This is a genomic window from Flavobacterium sp. WC2409 (genome assembly GCF_041200085.1).
Taxonomy (GTDB): Bacteria; Bacteroidota; Bacteroidia; order Flavobacteriales; family Flavobacteriaceae; genus Flavobacterium.
Genome location: NZ_CP165625.1, coordinates 478,167 through 504,152, shown reverse-complemented (window position 1 = coordinate 504,152; position 25,986 = coordinate 478,167). Strand labels below are relative to the sequence as shown.

General features: G+C 33.5%; 28 protein-coding genes and 1 riboswitch. Of the genes, 15 read left to right on the top strand and 13 right to left on the bottom strand.

Features of this window, described 5'->3' with window-relative positions; genetic code table 11:
• Nucleotides 1–6: 6 nt before the first annotated feature.
• The gene (locus AB3G34_RS02230; protein WP_367774048.1) at nt 7–624 is read left to right on the top strand and encodes an N-acetylmuramoyl-L-alanine amidase; all 618 of its coding nucleotides are present in this window, start codon (nt 7–9) and stop codon (nt 622–624) included.
• A gap of 79 nt (nt 625–703) precedes the next feature.
• On the opposite strand, the gene AB3G34_RS02225 is transcribed toward AB3G34_RS02230, so the two are convergent.
• The 7 genes from AB3G34_RS02225 to AB3G34_RS02195 all read right to left on the bottom strand — a co-directional run bounded on the left by AB3G34_RS02225 (nt 704) and on the right by AB3G34_RS02195 (nt 7,642).
• A complete protein-coding gene (locus tag AB3G34_RS02225; RefSeq protein WP_369753327.1) occupies nt 704–2,617 on the bottom strand; it encodes a TonB-dependent receptor plug domain-containing protein in 1,914 nt (637 codons plus the stop codon).
• A 76-nt stretch (nt 2,618–2,693) separates the two neighbouring features.
• Nucleotides 2,694–2,922: riboswitch (cobalamin riboswitch) on the bottom strand.
• Nucleotides 2,923–3,028: 106 nt separating this feature from the next.
• Nucleotides 3,029–3,550 (bottom strand): alpha-ribazole phosphatase, encoded by a 522-nt coding sequence (gene cobC / locus AB3G34_RS02220; RefSeq protein WP_367774044.1) that lies wholly within the window; start codon nt 3,548–3,550, stop codon nt 3,029–3,031.
• A complete protein-coding gene (locus AB3G34_RS02215) occupies nt 3,535–4,332 on the bottom strand; it encodes an adenosylcobinamide-GDP ribazoletransferase (RefSeq protein ID WP_367774042.1) in 798 nt (265 codons plus the stop codon). The genes cobC and AB3G34_RS02215 overlap by 16 nt, the downstream gene beginning before the upstream one ends.
• Nucleotides 4,333–4,388: 56 nt before the next feature.
• Nucleotides 4,389–6,065 carry a nicotinate-nucleotide--dimethylbenzimidazole phosphoribosyltransferase gene (gene cobT, locus AB3G34_RS02210; RefSeq protein WP_369753326.1) on the bottom strand — a complete coding sequence of 559 codons (1,677 nt, stop codon included), beginning with the start codon at nt 6,063–6,065 and terminating at the stop codon, nt 4,389–4,391.
• Nucleotides 6,066–6,101: 36 nt separating this feature from the next.
• On the bottom strand, nt 6,102–6,752 hold the full coding sequence (locus AB3G34_RS02205) for a diphthine--ammonia ligase (RefSeq protein ID WP_369753325.1): 651 nt from the start codon (nt 6,750–6,752) through the stop codon (nt 6,102–6,104).
• Nucleotides 6,752–7,264 (bottom strand): bifunctional adenosylcobinamide kinase/adenosylcobinamide-phosphate guanylyltransferase, encoded by a 513-nt coding sequence (gene cobU, locus AB3G34_RS02200; protein WP_369753324.1) that lies wholly within the window; start codon nt 7,262–7,264, stop codon nt 6,752–6,754. Before cobU ends, AB3G34_RS02205 begins: the two co-directional genes overlap by 1 nt.
• Nucleotides 7,265–7,267: 3 nt before the next feature.
• Complete coding sequence (locus AB3G34_RS02195; RefSeq protein WP_369753323.1) at nt 7,268–7,642, bottom strand: DUF5522 domain-containing protein; 375 nt, start codon at nt 7,640–7,642, stop codon at nt 7,268–7,270.
• A gap of 97 nt (nt 7,643–7,739) precedes the next feature.
• On the opposite strand from AB3G34_RS02195, the gene AB3G34_RS02190 reads away from it, so the two are divergent.
• From AB3G34_RS02190 to AB3G34_RS02175, 4 genes are all read left to right on the top strand, one after another.
• Entirely contained in the window at nt 7,740–8,882 is a 1,143-nt protein-coding gene (locus AB3G34_RS02190) for an ABC transporter substrate-binding protein (RefSeq protein WP_369753322.1), read from the top strand.
• 111 nt (nt 8,883–8,993) lie between these two features.
• Complete coding sequence (locus AB3G34_RS02185; RefSeq protein ID WP_367774029.1) at nt 8,994–10,025, top strand: iron chelate uptake ABC transporter family permease subunit; 1,032 nt, start codon at nt 8,994–8,996, stop codon at nt 10,023–10,025.
• A gap of 115 nt (nt 10,026–10,140) precedes the next feature.
• On the top strand, nt 10,141–10,920 hold the full coding sequence (locus AB3G34_RS02180; RefSeq protein ID WP_369753321.1) for an ABC transporter ATP-binding protein: 780 nt from the start codon (nt 10,141–10,143) through the stop codon (nt 10,918–10,920).
• Nucleotides 10,921–11,103: 183 nt separating this feature from the next.
• Nucleotides 11,104–11,955: a hypothetical protein gene (locus AB3G34_RS02175; RefSeq protein ID WP_367774025.1), complete on the top strand. Its 852-nt coding sequence runs from the start codon at nt 11,104–11,106 to the stop codon at nt 11,953–11,955.
• A gap of 46 nt (nt 11,956–12,001) precedes the next feature.
• Here the strand turns inward: AB3G34_RS02175 and AB3G34_RS02170 are convergent, their stop codons facing one another.
• The 3 genes from AB3G34_RS02170 to AB3G34_RS02160 form a co-directional block, all read right to left on the bottom strand.
• Nucleotides 12,002–13,609, bottom strand: coding sequence for a class I SAM-dependent methyltransferase (locus AB3G34_RS02170; protein ID WP_367774023.1), 1,608 nt, complete (start codon nt 13,607–13,609; stop codon nt 12,002–12,004).
• 110 nt (nt 13,610–13,719) lie between these two features.
• Nucleotides 13,720–14,172, bottom strand: coding sequence for a tRNA (cytidine(34)-2'-O)-methyltransferase (locus AB3G34_RS02165; RefSeq protein ID WP_369753319.1), 453 nt, complete (start codon nt 14,170–14,172; stop codon nt 13,720–13,722).
• Between the two features lie 50 nt (nt 14,173–14,222).
• Nucleotides 14,223–14,798 carry a pseudouridine synthase gene (locus tag AB3G34_RS02160; protein WP_367774017.1) on the bottom strand — a complete coding sequence of 192 codons (576 nt, stop codon included), beginning with the start codon at nt 14,796–14,798 and terminating at the stop codon, nt 14,223–14,225.
• 109 nt (nt 14,799–14,907) lie between these two features.
• Here AB3G34_RS02160 and rmuC point away from each other — a divergent pair, with 109 nt between their 5' ends.
• The 4 genes from rmuC (at nt 14,908) to AB3G34_RS02140 (ending at nt 17,904) form a co-directional block, all read left to right on the top strand.
• Nucleotides 14,908–16,278 (top strand): DNA recombination protein RmuC, encoded by a 1,371-nt coding sequence (gene rmuC / locus AB3G34_RS02155; protein ID WP_369753317.1) that lies wholly within the window; start codon nt 14,908–14,910, stop codon nt 16,276–16,278.
• A gap of 5 nt (nt 16,279–16,283) precedes the next feature.
• Entirely contained in the window at nt 16,284–16,649 is a 366-nt protein-coding gene (locus tag AB3G34_RS02150) for a 6-phosphogluconate dehydrogenase (RefSeq protein ID WP_367757717.1), read from the top strand.
• 3 nt (nt 16,650–16,652) lie between these two features.
• Complete coding sequence (locus AB3G34_RS02145) at nt 16,653–17,201, top strand: acyl-CoA thioesterase (protein ID WP_367757715.1); 549 nt, start codon at nt 16,653–16,655, stop codon at nt 17,199–17,201.
• A gap of 163 nt (nt 17,202–17,364) precedes the next feature.
• Nucleotides 17,365–17,904 (top strand): YceI family protein, encoded by a 540-nt coding sequence (locus AB3G34_RS02140; protein ID WP_367774011.1) that lies wholly within the window; start codon nt 17,365–17,367, stop codon nt 17,902–17,904.
• A 5-nt stretch (nt 17,905–17,909) separates the two neighbouring features.
• On the opposite strand, the gene AB3G34_RS02135 is transcribed toward AB3G34_RS02140, so the two are convergent.
• Nucleotides 17,910–18,821: a TIGR01777 family oxidoreductase gene (locus tag AB3G34_RS02135; protein ID WP_369753316.1), complete on the bottom strand. Its 912-nt coding sequence runs from the start codon at nt 18,819–18,821 to the stop codon at nt 17,910–17,912.
• A gap of 122 nt (nt 18,822–18,943) precedes the next feature.
• On the opposite strand from AB3G34_RS02135, the gene AB3G34_RS02130 reads away from it, so the two are divergent.
• The 6 genes from AB3G34_RS02130 to AB3G34_RS02105 are packed head-to-tail and all read left to right on the top strand — an operon-like array spanning nt 18,944 to nt 23,957.
• A complete protein-coding gene (locus AB3G34_RS02130) occupies nt 18,944–19,603 on the top strand; it encodes a TetR family transcriptional regulator C-terminal domain-containing protein (RefSeq protein WP_369753315.1) in 660 nt (219 codons plus the stop codon).
• Nucleotides 19,604–20,902 (top strand): ABC1 kinase family protein, encoded by a 1,299-nt coding sequence (locus AB3G34_RS02125; protein ID WP_369753314.1) that lies wholly within the window; start codon nt 19,604–19,606, stop codon nt 20,900–20,902.
• A 2-nt stretch (nt 20,903–20,904) separates the two neighbouring features.
• Entirely contained in the window at nt 20,905–21,183 is a 279-nt protein-coding gene (locus AB3G34_RS02120; RefSeq protein ID WP_369753313.1) for a TIGR03643 family protein, read from the top strand.
• Nucleotides 21,184–21,202: 19 nt separating this feature from the next.
• A complete protein-coding gene (locus AB3G34_RS02115) occupies nt 21,203–21,886 on the top strand; it encodes an SDR family NAD(P)-dependent oxidoreductase (protein WP_367774000.1) in 684 nt (227 codons plus the stop codon).
• A 38-nt stretch (nt 21,887–21,924) separates the two neighbouring features.
• Nucleotides 21,925–22,524 (top strand): GTP cyclohydrolase I FolE, encoded by a 600-nt coding sequence (gene folE / locus AB3G34_RS02110; RefSeq protein WP_369754071.1) that lies wholly within the window; start codon nt 21,925–21,927, stop codon nt 22,522–22,524.
• A gap of 14 nt (nt 22,525–22,538) precedes the next feature.
• Complete coding sequence (locus tag AB3G34_RS02105; protein WP_367773993.1) at nt 22,539–23,957, top strand: SDR family oxidoreductase; 1,419 nt, start codon at nt 22,539–22,541, stop codon at nt 23,955–23,957.
• A 224-nt stretch (nt 23,958–24,181) separates the two neighbouring features.
• Here AB3G34_RS02105 and AB3G34_RS02100 read toward each other — a convergent pair whose 3' ends face one another.
• Nucleotides 24,182–25,477, bottom strand: coding sequence for a deoxyribodipyrimidine photo-lyase (locus AB3G34_RS02100; RefSeq protein WP_369753312.1), 1,296 nt, complete (start codon nt 25,475–25,477; stop codon nt 24,182–24,184).
• Entirely contained in the window at nt 25,477–25,938 is a 462-nt protein-coding gene (locus AB3G34_RS02095; RefSeq protein WP_369753311.1) for an SRPBCC family protein, read from the bottom strand. Before AB3G34_RS02095 ends, AB3G34_RS02100 begins: the two co-directional genes overlap by 1 nt.
• Nucleotides 25,939–25,986 lie beyond the last annotated feature (48 nt).

The following is a 25,986-nucleotide window of genomic DNA, read 5'->3' as shown; positions in this document are numbered from 1 at the left end:
CTAGTTATGAAAAAACTTATTAAATCATTTTTAATTTTGATAGCTTTTACTTCTTTTGCTTTTATAAGCCCCAAAAATAAAGTACTAAAACAGATTAATGTAGTTATTGATGCTGGACATGGTGGAGAAGATTTTGGAATCACCCAAGATGATTTATCTGAAAAACAAATTGTAGAACAAGTGATTACAAAAATCAAGGCATTCAGTAAAAATAAAAATATCGTTTTTCATTTTACTCGATCGACAGATAAATTTATTCCATTACAAGATAGAACTGATTTTATAAATACAATCAAACCCGATTTGGTTTTATCAATACATGTGAACGCAAGTAAAAACAATACTACTTCAGGTATGGAATTTTATGTTTCAAAAGAATCTACCAATTATGAAAAGTCAAATACAATAGCCGAAAATTTTCAAACTAAGTTTTTAAATTCAAATTTTAAAGTTGCTGAAATAAAGAATGCGAATTTTTTTATTTTGAAAAACTCAGAGGTTCCAGCAGTTATAATGGAATTGGGATATTTAACTAATGAAAGTGACAAAAAAAATCTTTCTAATAATAACGAACAAAATCAAATTGCAAAAAAAATAATAGAATGTATTGCTGAATTAAAATAATACCATTTTCAAAAGCAAAAATCCCACTCCAAGAATTAACTTGAATGTGGGATTTTTTTTAACAATCTTGACTATTATATTAAAACAAAATATTCAAACCTACCTTAATATTTCTACCTCTTGTACTAAAACCTCTTGTCTCAACAAAATCTTTATCAAGGATATTATCAACAGCTCCAAAAATATTCATTCTGTTTTTAATAAGATCATAACGAACATTTGCATTAACTAATTGATAGTCTTTTAAAATTTCTGAATTCAATACAGCGTTATACGATGGGGCTGGATAAGTAGTGTATTCTGTGTAGCGATCCGAAACAAATTGATAAGCAGCACTAAATGCTAAACGTGGCGTGGCCTGAACATCAATTCCAGCATTCACTTTATGTTTAGGATTTAAAATACGCGATTGTCGCTCTAATTCTGTAAAAGTATAGTTTACATTAAAACTTACTTTATCGTTCGGAGCATATACCACCATTGTTTCCACCCCTTTTGTCTTATTTAAACCATTTACGTTAAAATATTTGTAGGTCATTAAATCAAAACCAATAGCATCTGTCTCTTCTCTTGCAAAAGCAACTGACGTTAAAGTTAATTTTTTACCAAACAGACTCGCTTCAAAACCTACCTCAGCAGTAGCATCTTTCTCAGGTGACAAATTCAAATCTCCGTAAGGTGAATACAACTGATATAAACTTGGAGTAACATATGCAGTACTATAAGAAGCTAAGATTTTCAATGGAAGGCTTTGCAATTTATAAGAAGGATTCACATTAAAAACCAAATTATTACCATACTTGCTATGAATATTCAAACGTGCTCCAGCATTTAAATTAAATCCAAACTCTGAATTATATACCGCAGTTAAATAAGGATCAATCATATTGAATTTTGCTAAACTACTTTCGATAGCATCATAATCACTTTTATTTGACATTTCATGGAATTGAAATTGAGCACCAGTAACGATAAACAATTGTGACGCAACATTGTATTTATTAAACACATCCGCATTTATACTTCTTGATTTGTAATACGAAAAGCTTCCGTAATTAAAAATCGATCTGTCAATCGAACTTGCACTTGAGTTCATCACAAATTCTCCTTTTTCATATTTGTACTTTGGAGAAAACCCAACTCTGTATTGTTCTGAGGTAGAAAAATTCATTTTATTATCCACAAATGATCCCGAATCAAAATCACTTTTCACTTTGTCATAATTAGCAGAAAAGTCCAAACTCAACTTTTTAGTTGGAGTAAATCCTAATTTCACTAATGAATTTATTCTTGAAAATTTATCTTTTTCAAAATCAACACCTTCATTTTCTGGCTTAGCTTCTGATATTCCTGTAGATTCAGTACTATTCAAGGAAGCAAAATAATTGACTTTATCGGTACGTCCGTTCAACGAAAAACCTTGATTATACTCCTGAGGTTTGTAATTCGCTTTATTAGCAACGGTTTGTGTACCCATATTCATATACACATTTCCAGCAATTTCTTTATTAGTTGCTTTTTTCAAAGTAATATTAATTACTCCCGTAGCTGCTCCAGAACCATATAAAGTACTTGCAGCCCCTTTCATAATTTCAATACTCTCCACTTGTTCTACAGGAAGCAAACGTAAATCATAGGATAAATTAATCCCCGACGCATCCGTAACTGGTACACCATCAATCAGGATTAAAACTTGATGTCCTCTTCCTCCGCGAATGTAAAGACCTAAATCCTTACCGTTACGGCTTTGGTTTCCATTAATTTCTACTCCAGCAACAGTACTTAAAACAGCAGCTAGAGATTGCCCTTGTTTTTTCTTTAAATCTTCAGCGGTAATCTTAACGATTACTTTTCCAGATTTTTCTTTTGGCAAAGCAAATTTTGAATCAGAAATTACAACCTCATCTAATTGATTTGACTTTTGTTCTTGTGCAAAACAATTCATTGCAAACAACAATGCAATCGCACTTATGCGAACGATTTTTTTGTTCATTTTAAAAATGTAAAATTTAATAAATTGGGGAGAAAAGCATAGAATGACCCATACCCAAACCTTTTTTCCCGAAAGTTTGATACTCGATGTAGTAGGCAGGTCTCCTGGCTTGCGTCTTGATGTTTACCTTCTCATTCGCCGTGGCGAACAATGGTTTTGTAGATAACAACAAGCTTTTTAGCTTACAGTTGCGGGTACAGCCCAAGATTACTCATTTAGAATTTTAGATTAAAATTCCAAAAAATTTACTTGATTCCCTTTTAATGTGCTTTGCAATAAAACAAACGCACAACCTCAATACGGCGGCAAAGATAAAACTAAATTCAGCTTTAAAACTAATTTGTAGAAACTATTGAGCATTTTTTTAAACAAAAGATACCAATTACTCACTAAACACTAATAAACAACTAGTTACAATTCTATTTTAACAACTGCACCAAAATTGACTTTATTATTAAATGCATCTTTTAGTGGTACATTAGTTACTTTACACAGGATACTTCTAATAACTCCTGCGTGTGCTACAATCACAATTGGTCTTTTAACGGTGCTTTTAAGTTCGTTTTCTAAAAAATCATTCACTCTATTATACAAATCAACAAAGGATTCTCCGTTAGGAACACTGACATTGACAAAGTCATTCATCCATGGTGTAAAATCATCAGGAGGAATCACATCCCACTTTTTCATTTCCCAATCCCCAAAATTCATTTCCATTAAACGAGCATCTGTAATTATTGAAGCCGAAAGATAATTAGCGAGTGTAGTACAACGAACTAAAGGACTGGAATACACAACAGCATCTTTTGGAATTTGGTTTTTTATTGAATCAAATAATTCCAAATACGGTTCCAAAATCTGAACATCCGATTGCCCATAACAAATTCCTTTTTCACAAACCGTCTCGGTGTGGCGTACTAAATAAACTTCCATAAAATAATTACTGATAAATAAATTACTACTTCACATACTTGTTGGGTTGCGCCTAAACAATCACCTGTATAGCCATCAATCCATTTTTGGAAATAACTCGCCAAAAAAAATCGCGTCAGAAAAACTGGTACTAAAACCAAAAGGAATTGCCACTGAAAACAAGCCAAAATTACAAGTGGCAATAACCCAAAAAAGAATGCACCTACTACTTCTCTCCATGTATAATTTTGTGCAATAGGTTTGCTTTTACTGCTTGCATCCTCTCTTGAATATTCATGAGTAAAAACAATCGAAATAGCTGCCAAACGACTGACAGCATGAGCCGAAACAAACAGTAGAAAAACAACTATTTGCGTCTGAATATTTAATAAATCGATTGTAGAAACTATATGGGATAAAGCCTGAAATTTTAATAAAAACAATAAAACTACTCCTATCGATCCATAAGCACCAATTGCACTGTCTTTCATGATTAAGAGAATTTTTTCTTTGGTCCATCCACCGCCAAAACCATCACAAACATCAGCAAAGCCATCTTCATGAAAAGCCCCCGTAACTAGAATAGAAGCAATCATAGAAACAATAACAGCTATTTCAGGACTTATTAAATAGCTAAACAAACTAAAAACACCAAATGCTACAACACCTACTATCCAGCCGATAAACGGAAAATAGCGAGAGGCTTTGTTTAAATAATCCGGGTTATGATCTATGTTTTTAGGACATGGAATCCGAGTATAAAACATTAAAGCCGTAAAAAATATATGTAATTCTTTTTTCATTTTATTAAGATTCTTTTTTTATCAAAGATGCATAGCAATGCATCGTAACATCGTATTTATGAGCCGCTAATCCCAGCACTTTCAAAACTAGCCATTTCATTTAAAAATGCCACAGCCGACTCAATAATAGGAAATGCAACCGCACAACCTGTCCCTTCGCCTAAACGCAATCCCAATTGTAAAACAGACTCAACTCCCAAATAATCCAGTAACTTCACATGTGCTTGTTCAGCTGAGCAATGGCAAAAAACAGCGTTCTTTATAATAACAGGATTTTTTTGATGAGCAATCAAAAAAGCCACACTACAAATAAATCCATCAACAAGAATTAGCATGTTATTTTCATAAGCCGCTTGTATTCCCGCAGCCATTTGCATGATTTCAAATCCGCCAAAATACGCTAACTTTTCCTCTAAATCTTCTGAACCCCAATAATTATCAACAGCGGTTTTAAGGATTTTTTGTTTCTGAATCAATTTTTCATCACTCACTCCTGTTCCTAATCCCACGCAATCTTCCAAAGGAATTTTAGTAATTAAACTCATCAAAACGGAAGCTGTCGAAGTATTTCCAATACCCATTTCACCAAAACCGATACAATTACTACCAGTTTTTGCAATAGCATCTACAACCGCGGCACCTTTAGAAAAACACAAATTCAATTCGGTTCTACTCATTGCAGGTCCAGTAGAATACGACTGAGTCCCCTTGCCTACTTTTGCTGAAATCAACTTGACATTAGGAGGGAAATCATAATTCACTCCAGCATCTACAATCGATAATTTAATATTATTTTGTTTGCAAAAAACATTTATTGCCGCTCCTCCTTCTAGAAAATTAATTACCATTTGGCGTGTAACATCTTGTGGATATGAACTCACTCCATGTGTCGCAATTCCATGATCAGCAGCAAAAACTACAATATTGGGTTGAATTAGTTTGGGCTCTAATGTTTGGAAAACCTCACCTATTTGTTGGGCAAGTTTTTCAAGAATCCCTAATGAACCCGTGGGCTTCGTTTTAGCATCAATTTTAATTTTTAAAACTGCTGAAATATCATCTTTAGCATCTATTTTACCTTTTTTTTCCGTTGGTGTAATTTTACTCTTAGAATGCATCATCTTGATTTCTTCTATAAAAGGAACTTCTGATTTTTGTTTCCAGTTCAATTGTTGTAACATCGGTTGTTGATCATAATTAGTTGCGGGTTTGCCTACACAGAAGTAACCTAATGGTTCAATATGTTCTGGTAATCCTAGTAATTGTTTGAACTGATAATAATTTAAAATCGAAATCCAACCCATTGAAAATCCCTGCTCTGTCAAAGACAACCATATATTTTGAGCAGCACAAACAGCACTAAATTTAATTGCTTCATTGCTTCCTACGGTTCCAATAGTGAAATTATTCAAAACTGAACGGTCATAGCAAATCACGAGTCCTAGCGGAGCTTCTTCAATTGCTTCTAGTTTTAAAGCTTTATAATCTTCCTTTTGTTGTTTGCTATCGGTTTGATTTGCAGCTTTATTATCATAATCCAAAAACAATTCTTTAACCGCTTTCTTAATTTCGTCCGCCTTAACCAGATAATATTTAGTAGCATCGGTCAGACCTACGGAAGGAGCCCAATGTCCGGCCTGCAACGCTTTTTGAATTACAGCATCAGGAACTTCATCATTTGTAAAATGACGCGTGTCGCGACGAGATTGTAAAATTTTATCTAAATTGGTCATTCTAGTTTTATTTACACTGATTTATTGATTCAATTTCTAATCGAAATCTTCCCAAACAATAAAACAATAGTCATTATACGTTTTGATCGAATAATTTGGTAGGCTTATCCTTTCACAAAAAAGAGGGCAATTTAAAACCAAAGTATGAAACTCGCCGTTTTCACCACAAGGATCTATTCCTTTTTCTTTTAGCTCAACTGCTAATTCCTTAGTCAGTATCTTACCCAGATAGCTTTCTCCCATGATCGTATTACAGGAAACAATCATAGTCTCGATGCCATTATCAATCATTTCGTTTACTAATATAATTCGGTCTTGTTGCCACAAAGGCAAAATACATTTCAGAGAGGCGGCTCCACATACTTTATCTTCCCAGTCTTTATGGGCTTGCAAATCGATATCGCCAAAAACGGCGGCATCCAAATCATATTTTGCTTTAAGCGATTTTAAAGTACTAATAAACTTTGCCTCATAATCCCCCCAAGTAGCAGGAACACCTTCTAATGGTAGCTGCATTTTTTGAGCTTGTTGATTCAATATAGACAATGGCAATCCATGAGAACGGGATATTTTTCCATTTTCGTTCATCATATTCAACAACACTTTTGGAACTAAACCTTGATCAATTGCCTGCATCATGGCATAACAACTGTCTTTTCCACCACTCCAAGAAGTTAAAAAATTCATTATTGTCCTTTTATTGTAACAGGAATTCCTGAAACCATTAAAACCACTTTATCTGCTCTTTTTGCAATATACTGATTCATCCAACCTTGTAATTCGGTAAATTTTCGGCCAATATGCGTTTCAGCATGAACCCCCATTCCTATTTCATTGGTAACAATAATAATAGTCGCGTTTTCTTGATTTGCTATTTTGTCAAACTCTGCTTTGGCTTGTTCTAAACTCAATGCTACATCATTTTTAGTATCTATAAAAAAGTTAGTCAACCAAAGTGTAACACAATCTACTATCGCAACATTACCGGAGAAATCAATTTCACTCAAGTGCTTTTCTTTTTCGATGTTAATCCAGCGTTCATCACGGTCTTTTTGATGACGATCGATTCTTTTTTGAAAATCATCGTCCCATTTTCTCGCTGTTGCAACATACATGGGTTTAGCCGATAATTCTTTTGCCAAATTCTCGGCATAACTGCTTTTTCCAGAGCGCTCTCCTCCTGTAATTAAATATATCATTTTTTATTTTTTAAAATCATAAGGACAATGTCTACATCCGTTTCCACAGCAGCTCCCTCTTTTCAAATGAAAAAATGCTTTAAAAACATAATTACCTTTCTCTAAATAGTAATCAATTCCTTCGATTAAATGAGTTGATTTTGGTAACAATGCCGCTTTATTATGGAGAACAGTTTCCGAATTCAATGTAGCTACATACTCCTCAATTTTTTCTGAACAGGATTTTTTAAAGCAAATGGGGCAAAGGCAATCAATTGCTGTTGTAGGAACAAATATCGGCGGAAAATCATTACACCAACATCTAGTTCCTTCTAATGTATCTCCACAACCAAAGTTAGTTCCACAACTTGAACACTGTTTCGCTTTTATTCCATTCATGCTGTAAAGATAGTATTTGTTGATTTTTTTTGGCTAAAAAATAAACAAGATTTTTTTGTAATTTCTTTTACCTTTGCTTAAATCATAAAATAGCATCATGAAACTTTCTTCCTATAAAATTCTTTTACTAGTTGTTCTTCTCTCCTTCATTAGTTGTAAAAAAGCAGATAAATCAGAAACTAAATCCATTTTAAACGCAAAAAACGAAATTGAATATGCAAATAGCTTAGCCATATACAAGTACGAAGGCTTTTCTATAGTGAAGGTAATCAACCCATGGCCCAATGCTGAAAAAGGTTTTACTTATATCTTAAAAGAGAAAAACAGCGCCATCCCAGATAGTTTGAAAAAATACAATACCATCCAGGTACCTCTAGAGTCGATTGTGGTAACTTCTACTACGATTGTCCCTTATTTGGAAATGCTAGGAGTGGAAAATCGATTGGCTGGATTCCCACATACAGACTACATTTCTTCTAAAAAAACCAGAAAATTAATTGATAATGGAACCGTTAAAAATGTAGGGCAAAACGAAAAATTAAATATAGAGCAATTGATAGAAATGAACCCAGAGCTTATAGTGACTTTTGGTATTGACAACAATAATCCAATGATTGATAATCTTGCAAAAAGTGGCTTAAAAGTATGTATTCAGGCAGATTGGATGGAGCAATCTCCTCTTGGAAAAGCAGAATGGATAAAACTGTACGGCGCTCTTTTTGGAAAAGAGAAAGAAGCCAAAACTCAATTTGACGCTATTATTAAAAATTACAAAGAAGCGTTGGATTTGGTTTCCACCAAAAAACCAACAGCAACAGTATTATACGGTTCCATGTACCAAGATCAATGGTATGTGGCCAAAGCCAATAGTTGGGTTGCACAATTTTTAAAAGATTCAAAAGTTAATTACCTTTGGTCAGACACCGAAGGAACGGGTAGTATTGGATTATCATTCGAAAAAGTATTAGAAAAAGCTAAAACAGCTCAGTATTGGATTGCTACAGGCCCTTATAAAACAGTAGCTGAATTAGAAAAAATCAATCCACATTACAGTCAATTTGATGCCTTTAAAACCAAACAAGTATATACTTTTGAGGGTAAAATAGGCGCTACTGGCGGAACGATATACTATGAATCAGCCCCTAGCCGACCCGATTTAGTCCTAAAAGATTACATCAAAATTTTCCATGCTGATTTACTTCCAAATTATACTTTTACCTTTGCACAAAAACTAAACTAAACTAAACTAAACTAAACCCTCTCCATAAGACAGCATACAAAACGGATTTCCGATTCGTTTTTAAAAACTGATCCATTATCAAAAACACAATACAAATAAAAAAAATACTAATTGAATAATCAAAAACGAAATATCATTTTATTCTCTTTACTGGCTATAGGATTGGTCGTTTTGTTTTTTATAAACATCAGTTTTGGCTCGATAACAATTCCGTTCAAGGAAGTTTACAACAGCTTAACGGGAGGACAAGCAAGTAAATCCACTTGGGAATATATTATTATTAATTACCGCTTACCCAAAGCTATCACTGCTGTTTTAGTTGGAATGGGACTTTCTATCAGCGGATTACTGATGCAAACTTTATTTAGAAATCCGCTTGCGGGACCTTATGTTTTAGGGCTGAGCTCAGGTGCAAGTTTAGGCGTTGCTTTTGTGATTTTAGGAGCTGCGTTTATGCCCTCATTTATCAGTACTATTCTATTGTCCTCTTACGGAATCGTTCTTGCGTCAACTATGGGAAGTTCTATCGTTTTATTAGCTGTTCTCCTAGTTTCTCATCGCTTGCGTGATACGATGGCCATTCTAATTGTAGGTTTGATGTTTGGTAGTTTTACCAGTGCCATCGTAGGAACACTTACGTATTTCAGCACGGCAGAACAATTACAAAAATTTACTTTTTGGTCTATGGGAACACTCGGTAATTTATCCTGGACCTCTATAACTATTTTATCCATTTCAGTTTTCATAGGATTACTATTAAGTCTATTTAGTATCAAACCCTTAAATGCATTATTACTTGGGGAAAACTACGCAAGAAGTTTGGGACTTAATTTCAAGAAAATGCGACTTACTATAATTCTTGCCACTAGTATTCTCGCGGGAAGTATCACGGCTTATGCAGGGCCAATTGCCTTTATAGGTTTAGCAGTTCCTCATATTGCAAAACTTATATTCCAAACTAGTAATCATTCGGTTTTATATTGGAGTACACTTCTTCTTGGCGCGGGAATCATGCTTGTATGTGATCTAGTTTCACAAATGCCAGGTTTTGATATAACTTTACCTATAAATGCGATTACGTCACTACTTGGTGCACCTATTGTAATTTGGTTACTAGTACGTAAGAGGAAAATGATGGGGTGATTGAACATAAAAACGACTTTATTTTTTATCTCATTTAGAAAATTTAGGCAATACTGTACCTTAACTCCTTGACGGTTTTATAAAAAAAGTTTAAAAAATAAACTCGAAAAAATTGATGAATAAAAACATCCTATCCACATCAAACCTAAGCATTGGTTACAAAACCAAAAGCGCAGTTACGACCATTGCTAAAAACCTCAACCTGAATTTACAGCAAGGAAAACTTATAGCATTAATTGGTGCTAATGGAATAGGGAAGTCAACTTTATTGCGCACTATTAATGGAATTCAAAAACCATTGGAAGGGGCTGTCTATTTGAATGATAAAAAAGTAACTGATTATGAACCATTAGAACTAGCCCAAAATCTAAGTATTGTTTTAACCGAAAAATTACCGCCTAGTAATTTGACGGTTTTCGAATTGGTCGCTTTGGGACGTCAACCGTATACCAATTGGATCGGAACTTTATCCGATGAAGATGTTGCTAAAATTAATGATGCCCTTGAACTGACCAAAATCAGTCATTTGGCCTCCAAAAAGCATTACGAAATAAGTGACGGGCAATTGCAAAAAGTGTTAGTAGCACGTGCATTGGCGCAAGATACTCCTTTAATTATTCTTGATGAGCCTACCACCCATCTCGATTTACTGCACAAAGTAGCACTCTTCAAATTGCTAAAAAAACTAACAAAGGAAACAAATAAATGTATTTTATTTTCGACACATGATATCGATATGGCGATTCAACTGAGTGATGAAATGATTATTATGACGGCAGAAACAGTCATCCAAGACGAACCGTGCAATTTGATTTCAAAAGGGAGTTTTAATACAATCTTTAAAGACGAACACATTACATTCGATTCCGCAAAAGGGAAATTTGTTATTGTATAATCACTATTTCGCACCAACAGTTATTAATTCCATAATGGACAACAGAATTATCACAAAACATACCCAAAAAGCAAAGTGTATCAATTTTATACTTTATTGTTTTGTAAATTAGTATACCTCATTCTTATTTCCCCAAATTCAACTTATCTACATTATTAAAACTAATCTTTAAAAATTTTAATTATGGAAAATTTGTGTACTTTACTCAAAAAAGTGGTTCTATTGGGAAGCTTATTTTTTCTCTATTCTTGCAGTCAGGACGAAATGATTTCTACTGATTTACAAACAAACACCTCCAAACCTTTTAATGTAAAAACGAATGCAATGAAGCTCAATGTATTCAAGGGACCTCAAGTAACACTCGGATACGGAAAAGTGCGCTCCTGGATAAGTGTTGATGGCAGTGGTAATCCAAATGAAATTGGAATTGAAATGACCGCTGAAGCCTTATTAAATCCAGAAAGAGACAAAAATAATGCACCGCTGGCAGGTTCAACAATTGTTATTCCGCTACACCTTAAAGCACATCAGTTGACACCGTTTGATCATATCGGACTTAATTGGAATCCCAATGGCCATGAACCAGAACATGTTTTTGATGTACCCCATTTTGACATTCATTTTTATATGATCTCTCTCGACGAACAACTGGCTATACCAGCATGGTCTGAAAGCACAAATGATCTATTTAATAATTATCCGCCTTTGGGATATATGCCTGCTGATTATTTTACACCTCCTGATGGTGGTACTGCTGAAGCTCAAATGGGAAAACACTGGCTACCGTTAAACTTACCCGATTATTTGCCCTTTAGCAAAATTATGATCTATGGATCCTTTGATGGTGATTTGATATTTGTAGAACCTATGATAACTTTAGAGTATTTACTTTCTAATGAGGAATCTAGACTGAATTATTCTCAACCGGAACATTTTGCAAAAGCAGGTAATTACCCAACAAAATATAATATTTATCATGATGCCAAAACGGGCAGTACTTTTATAACACTGAGCGATTTTGTTATGCGAGATTAATTAAAAAAGAGGAAGCTTTTGATAAGGCTTCCTCTTTTTTTTTACCTTATTTCCCTTTTAATAAATTAACACTTACCGTGGCGATATTAGAATCTGGAAACCGTTTAAAAAATGAAATGTCTGGATACAAACCCGCTTCTGCAGCAATTTTATGCAATACAGGAATTTCTACAATATATTGATCCGAAAATCCATGAGTAGCATCATAAGCAGTTGCAGCCGTTTTCCCTAAATTAGCTGCAGTCAAAGCTGGAGGAATGGTATGTAACTCAATCATTAACAAGCCGTACTTATGCACATAAGGAGACCATTTATTAAAATGCTCTAGTAGATTATCTTCCACTACATTAGTACTAATCCTTTTTCCTCTGTGAGCAAAAGCACCAGTAGATTGGCTATCTCTTTCTGGAGAACGTTTTTTTGGTTCTTCCCAAATGCGGTTGTGATCCAAAAAAGTTCTCACATTCAGCACATCCTTTAAATCAATATTATAATTTCCCAATAAATCTTCGGCAAGCACATCTGGCCTACCGATATCACCCCAAATGACTTTAGCCCAAATATCCGCTTTTATTAAATTGGCTCGCGTTACTTTCAAAGCAGCTTGATTGTAATCAACACCTATGAGAAACAAAGGATAGTCATCAAGTATTTTTCCTCGAAAGGTTTGCCTTTCGATAACATTAAAAATATGTTCTAAGAAAGCACCATTGCCACAGCCCATATCTAAAATTCCTTTGGGTTGATCTTCTATTGGTAAATTAAACAATTGAATAATAATCTCATCGACAACCTTGAAGTAACTGTCATGAGCTCCACCGCTACCCCATACATTCATTTCACGGTCTACATGAATTTCGTCCTCCCCATCACTTGTATTTCGCAAAACATTAGGATTACCAAAAAGCAAATCATCCATTTTACTAAATGTAGGCAAATAGGAAACGGTTACTCCATAAGCAGATGCTCTTTTGGCAAAAAACAAACCCGTTTCTGTAAATTGATAATTTCCGTTTTTTTGGGTAAACCAACCCAAATAAGTCAAAAAATCCAGGATGACTTTAAAATTTTCTGGTGTTTTATGAAACTCTTCTGGTCGGAATGAGATTTCCATAAAATACTTATGAAACATTCCGCTCATTCCTAGTCTGACCAAAGTAGGACCAACTAATACCCCTTCAATATGCATCAATATTTGATGTTGTACTTCTTTGATTTTGGAGTCTTCTGAAAATACTAGATTGTAGTTTTTTTTATATTTTTCAAAAATGACTTTCAGCCTTTCAAAAGGAGCTTCTTCAAATAACCTAGGATGAAATTGCATCGAAAACTGTAACAGGTCAACCACATCCTCATAAAGGTCAAAAAAGGAAAAGGCAATTTCGCTTGTATCAGTCAAGCTAAATTTAATTTCATCTGTAGTAGTATTGATATGGTATTTCAAAAAACCTTGCGAACATAAAACGCGCAAACCTATATTGAGATACCCTTCATTAGCCGAAAAATGATTGGTAAGATCTGCTAAACTTACCTCCTTTTTATCCATCAAAAAAGCCAAAACTCCTTTTTTATGCAAAGAATAGGCTACTGGCGCAGTTACCAAACCATCTAAATGTCTAAAAATTGAACCACGGAGAGTAACTTTATCAATCATAAAAAGGAAATTTAAAATGAGTAGAATTCAGTTCTTATTGCAAATGAGGTACTCAAATATATAAAATTTCAATCGAACAATTGGGATAATTAGAATCTATATTGCTGCTATTACTTTAATTGAATTTGCCTTTTGGCTTCGCCAATTACAAATGCTACTGAATTGGCAATGTTGAAACTACGGATATTTGTTGACATCGGAATTTTTAAATGATTCTCGAATTGGGCCAAAACTTCTTTACTCAATCCCTTACTTTCTTTTCCAAAAACCAACCAATCACCATCTTGAAAATCAATTTCTAAATACGATTTCGGGGCATGTGAACTCATTAAGAAAACTCTTGATGTATCTGGAACTATTGACTTCCATTCGGCTACATTTTGATATTGCGTTACATCAAGATGTACCCAATAATCAAGTCCCGAGCGTTTTAAATTTTTATCATTAATTACAAATCCAAAAGGATGAACTAAATGCAAACGACTTTCCGTTCCTACACACAAACGGCCAATGTTTCCAGTATTATTAGGTATTTCGGGCTCAACTAAAACAATGTTCAACATTAGTAATTATTTAAAGATTTAAAAATTAAAAGATTTAAAAGATTAAAGTATTAATCTTCGGTATTAAAATCGGAGACTTCTATTACATCACCAGATTGTAAGTTGTCAAGATGTACATTCCCTATACGAACACGAACCAATCTTAAAGTAGGAAAACCTACAGCAGCAGTCATTTTACGTACTTGTCTAAACTTTCCTTCATTGACCGTGATCGAAGCCCAAGAAGTTGGACCATGACGTTCGTCACGAATTTTTTTCCCTCTAAGTCCAAAATTAGGCACTTCATGAATCAAACTGGCATTGCATTTTTTAGTAATGTATTTAGTCCCGTTGAAACCTATTTCTACCCCTTCTTTCATCAGGTCAACGGCGCTCTGAGTGATTACACCGTCCACTTGTACATAATATTCTTTATCTACTTTTTTTGATCGTATCATTTCGCTCATCTTACCATCAGTAGTCAGTAACAAAAGTCCTTCTGAATCTTCATCTAAACGACCAATTGCCATAGTCCCTAATGGAAAATCGTACAATTCCCCTAAAAGTTTCTTTTTTCTTTTCAACTCATAAATAAACTGACTTAAATAACCGTAGGGTTTGTGGAGGATAAAGTGTTGGTGGGGCATACTATTTGAACTATTTTATGCAAAAATACATTTTTAAATTGTCTGATATCAATTTTTAGGAATCTCACCCATCTTTTGCTACTTTTACTATTCATAAAAAAAACCTTTCATGTCAAATATGCTTCCTTTTTTGTTTCTATTTATTATTGCCCTTGCTATAGGAGTCTTCATAGGAAAACTCATTTTCTCCGCTCGCTTTCAGTCTGAAAAAATCAGTTTAGAAGAAAAACTGATTGCTTTAAATTCTCACTTTGACCAACAGAAAGAACAATATTTAAATGATCGTACTATATTCGAAAAACAACTTCAAACTAGTTCGCTAGAAAAAGAAACCATTCGAAATGAAAAAGACAGTTTAGCGATTCAGCTTTCGAAAAAAGAAGTGGATTTCGAAAATCTTTGGGAACGTAATAAAGAACAAAAAGAAGAAGTAGAAAAACTACAAGAAAAATTCACCAAAGAATTTGAGAATCTGGCAAATAAAATATTAGACGAAAAATCCAATAAATTTACAGAACAGAACAAGGAAAATATGAAAAACATCTTGTCTCCTTTGCAAGATAAAATTCAATTATTTGAGAAAAAAGTCGAAGATACCCACAAAGAAAGTATTGATTATCATGCGGCTTTACGCCAACAAATTCTGGGCTTACGTGAAATGAATATTCAAATGAGCAAGGAAACCATCAATTTGACCAAAGCCTTAAAGGGTGACAGCAAAATGCAAGGGAACTGGGGCGAACTCGTTTTGGAGCGTGTACTTGAAAAATCAGGATTGGAAAAAGGTCGTGAATATGAAGTACAACAAGCTTTTACTACGGAGGAAGGAAATCGTGTTTTCCCTGATGTTGTAATCAATCTCCCTGATGGCAAAAAAATGATAGTCGATTCTAAGGTTTCTTTGACTGCTTATGAAAAATACATTAACGAAGAAGAGGATGATTTAAAAATTGGTTATTTAAAAGAACATGTCAATTCCATAAAACGCCATGTAGAACAATTAGGCAATAAAAATTATCAAGATTTATACCAAATAGAAAGCCCCGACTTTGTACTGCTATTTATCCCAATTGAACCTGCTTTTGCCATGGCGCTGAATGAAGACAATACCTTGTACAACAAAGCATTCGAAAAAAACATTGTTATCGTAACACCAGCTACTTTACTTGCAACCTTACGTACTATTGACAGTATGTGGGCCAACCAAAAACAACAAGAAAATGCTTTTGAAATTGCGCGTCAAGCGGGAGCACTATATGACAAATTTGAAGGTTTTGTTGCTGATTTAATTAAAATTGGTAAAAAAATTGACGAAAGTAAAACGGAATATAGTGGTGCCATGAATAAATTAGTAGAAGGAAAAGGGAACTTGATTACCAGTGTAGAGAAATTGAAAAAAATGGGAGCCAAAGCTAAAAAGTCACTTCCAGAAAGCATCATAAATAGAGCTGAAAAAGACGAAAATCAACTATTAAACTAGAAAAAATGAAAAAATTTTTAGGCATTCTTGTGGCAGTAATCATACTATCAATCATTAGTTATTTTACTTTTTTATACTACGCAACCTATAGCGAAGGTGTTCGATCTGGTGAGTTAATTAAATTTAGTCATAAAGGAATGGTTTTCAAAACTTGGGAAGGAGAAATTAGTCAAGGCATTTCAGGTGCTCAAATATTCGCATTTTCAGTTTTAGACAAAGACAAAAAAGTAATTACAGATTTGCAAGAGATGGAAGGACAATATGTAAAAGTATCGTATATCGAACGTTACAAAACATTTCCTTGGTGGGGTGATACTAAGTATTACATTGTAGAAGTCAAGAAAGAAACCTCCCCTTTTAAAATTAAATAAAACATGCATAATACTTTCAAAACAGTCGCATCATCAGATATTACAATTTCTGAATTAATGCTTCCATCGCACACAAACTTTAGTGGTAAAATACATGGTGGCTATATCCTTTCTTTACTCGATCAAATTGCCTTTGCTTGCGCATCTAAATTTTCAGGAAATTATTGTGTAACAGCATCAGTAGATACCGTAGATTTTCTAAGACCTATAGAAGTTGGTGAATTAGTCACTATGAAGGCAAGTGTCAATTATGTAGGTAAAAGCTCCATGATTATAGGAATTCGAGTAGAGTCTGAAAACATTCAAACAGGAACTGTTAATCATTGTAATTCTTCTTATTTTACGATGGTTTCTAAAGATAAACATGGAGCAAATGCAAAAGTTCCAGGTCTTATCCTTTCCAATTTAGAGGAAGTGCGTCGTTTTTGTAATTGTTTGAAACAAATCTCCTTAAAAAAGGAAAAAAATCGTCATGAAGAGGTGTTTAATTATAGTTCTATAGAAACATTAGCAAGTTTGGAAAAATACAATGTTCAAATCGAACTAAGCTAATAAACTGATTACAAACACTTAACCGTTTGTAATTATTTTTCTTTTACTTTTCAGAATATTAAAATCAATTTAGTTCCTATTTCTCACCAATTAACCATTTGAATATAGTCTAAATTCGGCTGATTTTTCGTAACTTTAAGTAGAACAATATAGGACAAAACCTATGAAAAAAACGCTACTCTTACTCGCTTTGTTTATAGCAACCAACCTACATGCTCAAGAAAAAATGACTTCTACAAACGGAATCATTTCCTTTGAGGCATCAGTACCTTTTTTTGAAAATGTAGAAGCAAAAAACGAGACCGTAAATTCCTATTTAAACACAAAAAAAGGTCAAGTATCGTTTGTCGTTTATATTAATATGTTCCACTTTCAAAGAAGTTTAATGGAAGAGCATTTTAATGCTAATTATTTAGAAAGTAAAAAATATCCAAAAGCAACTTTTAAAGGTGTAATTGAAAAATTCGAAATAAAAAATATTGATTTTCATACGAATGTATATTACATAAGTGGGAAAATAACTATCCACGGCAAATCAAAAAACATAAGAGTGCCTGCTAAAATCAAAAAACTAGGTAAAGGTTTAGAACTACAATCCAATTTTACAATAAACACAGATGACTTCAATATTGCTATTCCCTATATCGTGAGAAATAAAATTTCTAAAGAAGTTACTATTACACTATATTCTGTTATACAATAATACTGTTAAGGCAAACAAATTTTTATCGTTTCTTCTAAATTTTTATGCTCGAAATAAAAGCCAGTACTTTCTATTTTATCTGAAGAAACCCTTCTACCAGTCAAAACAATCTTAGCCATTTCCCCCATCATTATTTTTAATACAAATGCAGGAATATTAGGCAGCCAAAGAGAGTGACCGCATAGCTTAGCTAAGGTTTTCGAAAAAATAGCATTGGTTGTATCGTCATTGATAGCCGCATTATATGGCCCTTCCATTTTAAGGTTAGTAATAGCTTCTAGATATATTCTACAAAGATCACTAATATGAATCCAAGGCATATATTGTTCCCCTGAGCCTAAAGCGGCACCTAAATTCCATTTAAAAAGCGGAATTAACTTATTTAAAAAACCATCATTTTTACCCAATACTAAACCAGTACGAATTTTCACAGTCCGAATCCCTAAATTTCCAACACGATCCGCTGCAGCTTCCCATTTTTTACAGGTAACTCCCAAGAAATCATTTGCCTCAGTTGTTTTTTCAGTACAAATAGCTCTCCCGTTTATCGCTCCATAAATACCAACTGCTGAGGCAGAAACAAATGCTTCGGGTATTTTATTATTCTTTTTTAGAACGGAATAAATCAATTGAATTGATTTTTCCCTACTATCGATAATTTCCTCTTTCCTTTTTTTTGTCCATCTTTTTTCGGCAATGTTTTCTCCAGCAAGATGAATTATATAATCAGCATTAAGAACTGCTTCCTCTTCTATTTTCTGATTTGTAACATCCCAAGTATAATAAAAAATATTGGTTACATTCTCCTTTTTCCCTCTGCTTAAAATAGAAACTGTAAATCCTTTATCGATTAATAAATGGGTCATGTGTTTCCCAATAAATCCAGTACCTCCTGTTATCAAAACATTTTTTTTCATGGCAGTTCAACTTTAATGATTTTATAATAAAACAAATATACAAAATAAATTTTTGTTTAACTTTAACAATATTTCATTAAACAATACTTATCTTTATACTCTAATTTGAAATTTTCAAAAAAATGGCAACTAAAAAAGCAACACTTAGCAAAGACAAGATAGTTTCTATGTATATGGATTATACATTGGAAAATAATGAAAAGCCAAAATCAGTTTATCAGTTTATGAAATTAAATGGATATTCAGAAACTGAATTTTACACCTTTTTTGGAACTCTAGAAGGAATCGAAAAAGAAATATATGTGTTATTTCTGCAAAAAACGGTTGAACTTTTACACAAAAACAAAGAATACGAAACCTATGATATGAAAAGTAAAATGCTTAGTTTTTATTTTACTTTCTTCGAATTATTAGCTGCTAATCGTTCTTATGTCGTTATGAGTTTGAAAGAACACCAAAATCAGTTAAAAAATTTGATGCAATTATCAGAATTAAGAGTTGCTTTCAAGGAATACGTAACTACAATTATCACTGATGAATATCGTATTAAAAACGAAAAAGCACAGGAATATCAAGAAAAAGCAATTACCGAAGGGTCTTGGATTCAATTATTGATGACGCTAAAATTTTGGTTGGATGATTCCTCTCCTGCTTTTGAAAAGACAGATATTTTCATTGAGAAATCGGTTAAAGCCACTTTTGAATTAATGAATATCAGCCCTATTGAATCACTAATCGATTTTGGAAAATTTATTTTCAAAGAAAAAATACAAACCAAATAAATGAAAACAATTGATTATATCCCAACCTCAAAAATAGAAAGAGCGACGAAACTGGTGCAAACTGGTGCTAAAGTAGGCGTTAACTATTTAAAATATTACGGCGAAAAAATGGTGAATTCCGATTTGACACGTGACAAATTAAATGAAGACAATGCCGAAGACATATATGATGGTTTAAAAAGCCTAAAAGGAAGTGCACTTAAAGTAGCGCAAATGTTAAGTATGGATAAAAGTTTCTTGCCTCAAGCCTATGTAGAGAAATTTTCTTTGTCTCAATTTTCTGTTCCACCACTTTCTGCGCCATTAGTTTTGAAAACATTTAAAACTAATTTCGGAAAAACACCATACGAGATTTTTGATGAGTTTAATTCTACTTCAGTAAATGCGGCGAGTATCGGACAAGTACATTTAGCAGTAAAAGATAATAAAAAACTCGCTGTGAAAATTCAGTATCCTGGAGTAGCCAACAGTATCTCATCGGATTTGGCGTTGGTAAAGCCAATCGCTATAAGAATGTTTAATCTTCAAGGAAAAGACTCCGATAAATACTTTAAGGAAGTAGAAGACAAACTGATTGAAGAAACTAACTATTTGTTAGAACTACAACAAAGTCAAGAGGTAGTTGCAGCTTGTGAAAAAATTGACAATTTAGTTTTTCCAAATTACTACCCAGAGTTTTCATCAGAGAAAATTATTACGATGGATTGGATGGCGGGTGTTCATTTATCTGAATTTAAAAATGCGAATCCTGAGATTGCCAATAAGCTAGGACAAGCATTATGGGATTTCTATATGTATCAAATCCACATACTAAAAAAAGTACATGCTGATCCACATCCTGGAAATTTCTTGGTGAATGATAAAAATCAATTGGTAGCACTTGATTTTGGTTGCATGAAGCAAATACCAAATGAATTTTACATTCCTTATTTTGAATTGATTAACAAAGAAGTAATAGACAACAAAGTACTATTTGAAAAAAAACTATTTGAATTAGAAATATTAAGAACCGATGATTCTAAAGAAGAAATTGTGTATTTCACTCAAATGTTTTACGATTTATTATCGCTGTTTACCAAACCGTTCCAAACAGAAACTTTCGACTTTTCAGATGAAGAATTTTTTGAAAACATTGCCCAATTAGGAGAACGATTTTCAAAAGATACTAATCTTAGAAAAATGAATGGCAATAGAGGTTCTAAACATTTCATCTATATGAACAGGACTTTCTTTGGCTTGTATAATTTAATGTTTGATCTAAAAGCAACTATTGTAGTCAATCAATATAAAAAATACTAATCGTGAAATTAATTCTAGCAGAAATAGAAATTGATCGAATCATTGAAATGGCATGGGAAGATCGAACCACATTTGAAGCAATTCAAATTCAATTTGGTTTAAAAGAACAAGAAGTGATTGACTTAATGCGACAAGAAATGAAAGCGTCGAGTTTTAAAATGTGGCGTGAACGCGTGCAAGGCAGGAAAACAAAACATGAAAAATTACGTGATTTTCAAGAAGGTCGTTTTAAATGCAACAGACAAAGAAACATTAGCAATAATAAAATTTCAAAAAGATAGATTTAAAAACTTATTTTAAATGAAAAACATACTAATCATTGGTGGCAGCAAAGGCATAGGAAACGCCATTCTTTTACAACAATTAGAACAAAATACTATATATAACATTAGTAGAAGTACTCCTGAAATTTCACACCCAAATTTGATACATTATCCTCTAGATGTTTTAAATGATGCACTTCCACAAATAGAAAAAATTGACACAATAATCTACTGCCCTGGTTCCATTAATTTAAAACCAATTGGTAGTTTAAGTATCGAAGATTTTAGAAATGACTTTGAAATTAATGTAATTGGAGCAGTAAAAGTCATTCAAAACTATTTACCTGTTTTAAAAAAGGGAACAAATCCATCCATACTCTTATTTAGTACAGTTGCTGCAAAACTGGGAATGCCATTTCACGCTAGTATTGCAACAGCTAAGGCGGGAGTGGAAGGATTAGTTAAATCGTTGGGAGCTGAGTTGGCATCGGTAGTACGCATCAATGCCATTGCTCCCACGATTACCGAAACATCGCTATCAGCAGGGATTTTACGAAATGACCGAATGAAGGAAAATATGGTAGAACGACACCCTATGAAAGGATACCTTAAACCCGAAGAAGTGGGTGATATGGCAGATTTTCTACTGTCTGAAAAAGCAAAATCCATTTCAGGTCAAGTCTTTGAAATGGATTATGGAATAGTAACTTTTAAAATATAATGACTCCCCTATAAAATAACAATCGCATGATTAAAGAAATGAAAAGTTACGAAAAAACAGAACAGTATGATGCTGAAACAACGAATGTATTAGCAGCCAATTACAAAACAATAATTCACGGTTTAGGGGAAGACGTTACTAGAGAAGGTCTTGAAAAAACACCCGAACGTGTCGCTAAAGCCATGCAGTTTTTGACTCATGGATACGCAATTGACCCATTAGAAATATTAAAATCGGCATTGTTTACGGAAGACCATAGCCAAATGATTGTGGTGAAAAATATCGAAGTATATTCTATGTGTGAACATCATATGCTCCCTTTTTTTGGAAAAGCACACGTAGCTTATATTCCAAACGGAAAAATTGTAGGACTTAGTAAAATTCCTAGAATTGTAGATGCATATGCCCGTAGAATGCAAGTTCAAGAACGATTGACTGACCAAATTAAAGATTGTATTCAAGAAGCATTAGAACCATTAGGTGTTGCAGTAGTCATTGAAGCACAACACATGTGCATGCAAATGCGTGGCATTCAAAAACAAAATTCTTTCACAACTACTTCCTCTTTTACAGGTGCATTTGAAAAAAATAAAACTAGAAAAGAATTTATCAGCTTGATTTCTAATAAATTAAGTTAATTTAAACAAAAACTATGAAAATTCTCTTAACAGGCGCAACAGGTTATATCGGGAAGCGACTATTACCCATTTTAGTAGCACAAGGTCACGATATAATCTGTTGTGTAAGAGATAAAAACAGGTTCTATGTTCCAATTGAATTAATAAAAAACATCGAAGTTATTGAAGTTGATTTTCTAAAAAAAGAAACACTAAACAACATTCCTAATGACATTGATGCGGCCTATTACCTGATTCATTCGATGTCAAGTTCTGCTGATAATTATGATGAATTAGAACAAGCTTCGGCTGAAAATTTTGTGACTAAAATAAATACCACCCATGCCAAACAAGTGATTTACTTGAGCGGTATTGTAAATGACAAATCACTTTCTAAACATTTATCTTCTAGAAAAAATGTAGAAAATATTCTAAGCTCAGGAACTTTCGCCCTTACCACTTTGCGTGCTGGAATTATCGTTGGTTCTGGAAGTGCCTCGTTCGAAATCATTAGGGATTTAGTCAATAAACTTCCAGTAATGATTACGCCCAAATGGCTTAATACCAAATGCCAACCTATTGCCATCAATGATGTACTCGATTTTTTATCTAAATCACTGTTAAACCCCGTCACTTACAATCAAAGTTTTGATATAGGTGGTCCCGATATTTTGACTTATAAAGAAATGTTGTTGGCTTTCGCCAAAGCAAAAAAACTAAAACGCTGGATTTTCACCGTCCCAGTAATGACTCCAAAACTCTCTTCCTACTGGCTTTATTTCGTCACCTCAACTTCTTATAAATTAGCGAGCGCTTTAGTGAGTAGCATGAAAGTAGAAGTGATTTGTAGAGATACAAAAATTAACGAACTGCTTCAGGTAAAACCCATGTCCTACGAACAGGCACTTTCACGAGCATTAATAAAAGTTGATGAAGATAAAGTAGCTTCGAGTTGGAAAGATTCCTTAATCAGTGGTCGATTTAATAGTAATATTTCAGAATATCTACAAGTACCCAAAAAAGACTGTTTTATAGACAGACGCAAAATGGAAATTATAAATCGGGCCTATACCATTCACCAAATTTGGTCCATTGGTGGAGAAACAGGATGGTATTACGGAGATTGGTTGTGGGGATTACGTGGATTTATTGATAAATTGTATGGTGGTGTAGGTTCTAGAAGAGGACGAACTAACAAACACGATATTCATGCTGGCGATGCACTGGATTTTTGGAGGGTTTTGTATGCTAATAAATCAGAAGGGAAATTAATTCTTTTTGCCGAAATGAAACTCCCGGGAGAAGCTTGGCTAGAATTCAAAATAATTGGAACCACCTTGTATCAATCTGCTACGTTTAGACCTAGAGGTATTTGGGGAAAATTATATTGGTATTCTGTTTTGCCTTTTCATGGGTTTATTTTTAAGGGAATGTTAGCGAAGTTAATTCGTTAAATATTTAACATATAAGCTTTTTAACCATTAAGAAATTAAGTAAAATTAAGCTGAAAAAGCTATATGAAACTTAACTCCATAATGGTTTTAACTTTATTTACAATTCAAAAAACTTATATGACTTATATGGTAAAAAAAATAAGCTAAATAAAACTTAATTCCTTAATGGTTTTAACTTTATTTACAATTCAAAAAACTTATATGACTTATATGTTTAATAAAAATCACTTCAATATTCCTGCCTTATAAGTCGCAATCGCTCTGTCTCTCGCCATAGCATGTTCTACCATAGACGCTCCGTATCCTAAATCGAATTCAGGAATCCATTTACGAATGTAAATCCCTTTTTCGTCAAACTTTTTCAATTGAATTTCAGGATTGAATACTCTAAAATAAGGTGCAGCATCGCAACCCGTACCAGCTGCCCATTGCCAGTTTCCTACATTAGCAGATAGTTCATAATCCAACAACTTTTCGGCAAAATAAGCTTCTCCCCATTGCCACTGAATTAATAAATGTTTACACAAAAAACTCGCCACCACCATACGAACACGATTGTGCATGTACCCCGTTTCATTCAGCTGACGCATTCCTGCATCCACCATGGGATAACCTGTAGTACCAGTGCACCAGCGTTTGAAATCTTCTTCATTATTACGCCACTGGATACCATCATAAGCCGATTTGAAATTATGATCCATCACTTTTGGGAAACTATAAAGGATTTGCATGAAAAACTCCCGCCAAATGAGTTCACTCAAGAAAACATCATTTTTATGTACAGCCCAATTGACTAATTTTCGAATGCTAACAGTTCCAAAACGCAAATGAGGTGATAAGTAAGAGGTGCTATCTATCGCTGGAAAATCTCGGGTTTCGTGATAATTAGAAATTTGCGTGAGATTGTGTGGCTTTACTTTTATAGTACTTTCTATAAAACCAATTTGTTCCAAAGTTGGAAAATCAAAATTGCTTTTATAAAAATTAGAATAGTAAAGGGAAGCATCAAATTCCGTTTCTGGAGCGTTTGCTTTGTATTTTTCTAACCATTTATTTTTATAGGGTGTGTAAACCGTATAAGGCAAACCATCGGCTTTGGTGATTTCCAATTCTTCAAAAATCACTTGGTCTTTATAGGAATTTGCAGTGGCTTTATTTGCATTTAATAATGCACCAATAGCAAGATCCCGTTTCATAGCATATGGCTCATAATCTTTATTGAAAAACACTTCTTGAATATCAAATTCTTGAATTAACGATTGCCAAACGGCTGCAGTTGTTCCTTTTTTTACCAAAAGGGAACTTCCTAATTCTCGAAGCTGGGTATCAATTTTCGAAAGTGATTCGTGAATAAAACCAACTCGTGCATCATTTTTTGGTAAACTATCCAGAATGGCATCATCAAATATAAACAATGAAATTACAGGATAATGAGATTGTAACGCATGAAATAAACCTACATTGTCTTCTAAACGCAAGTCCCGACGAAACCAAAAAACAGCTACTGATTGCTTGGTCATTATTTTGAATTAAAAAGTTGATCGACCATTTTTACTCGGTGAGCAAAAATTTCGTTTAGTTTTCCTTTTACGACGAGCGTATTCATAATGCGTCCTAAGATTCCTAACGGCAATCCATAATGCACAACATCAGTCATTTTTACTCCATTTTCGGTAGCTTCAAAAAAATGCTTGTGGTGCCAAAATGCATAAGGTCCAAAACGTTGTTCGTCTATGAAATAGCTATTGTCTTTTACTTTTGTAATTTCGGTTACCCACGCTATTTTAATTCCTGCTAAAGGCGATACTTTATATTGAATGATTTGGCCTGGATACATACTTTTCCCATCGTAATCAGTAATTTGAAAACCCATGGTTTCAGGTGTAATTTTTTGAAGGTTTTTTGGACTGGAAAAAAAAGCCCAACATTCCTCAATACTTGCATTGACATATTGAACCGATTCTTTTTTATAGAGTTTCATAGTAGTAGAGTTTAATAATCTATTCTTGAAGTATCAACAGGGATGCGT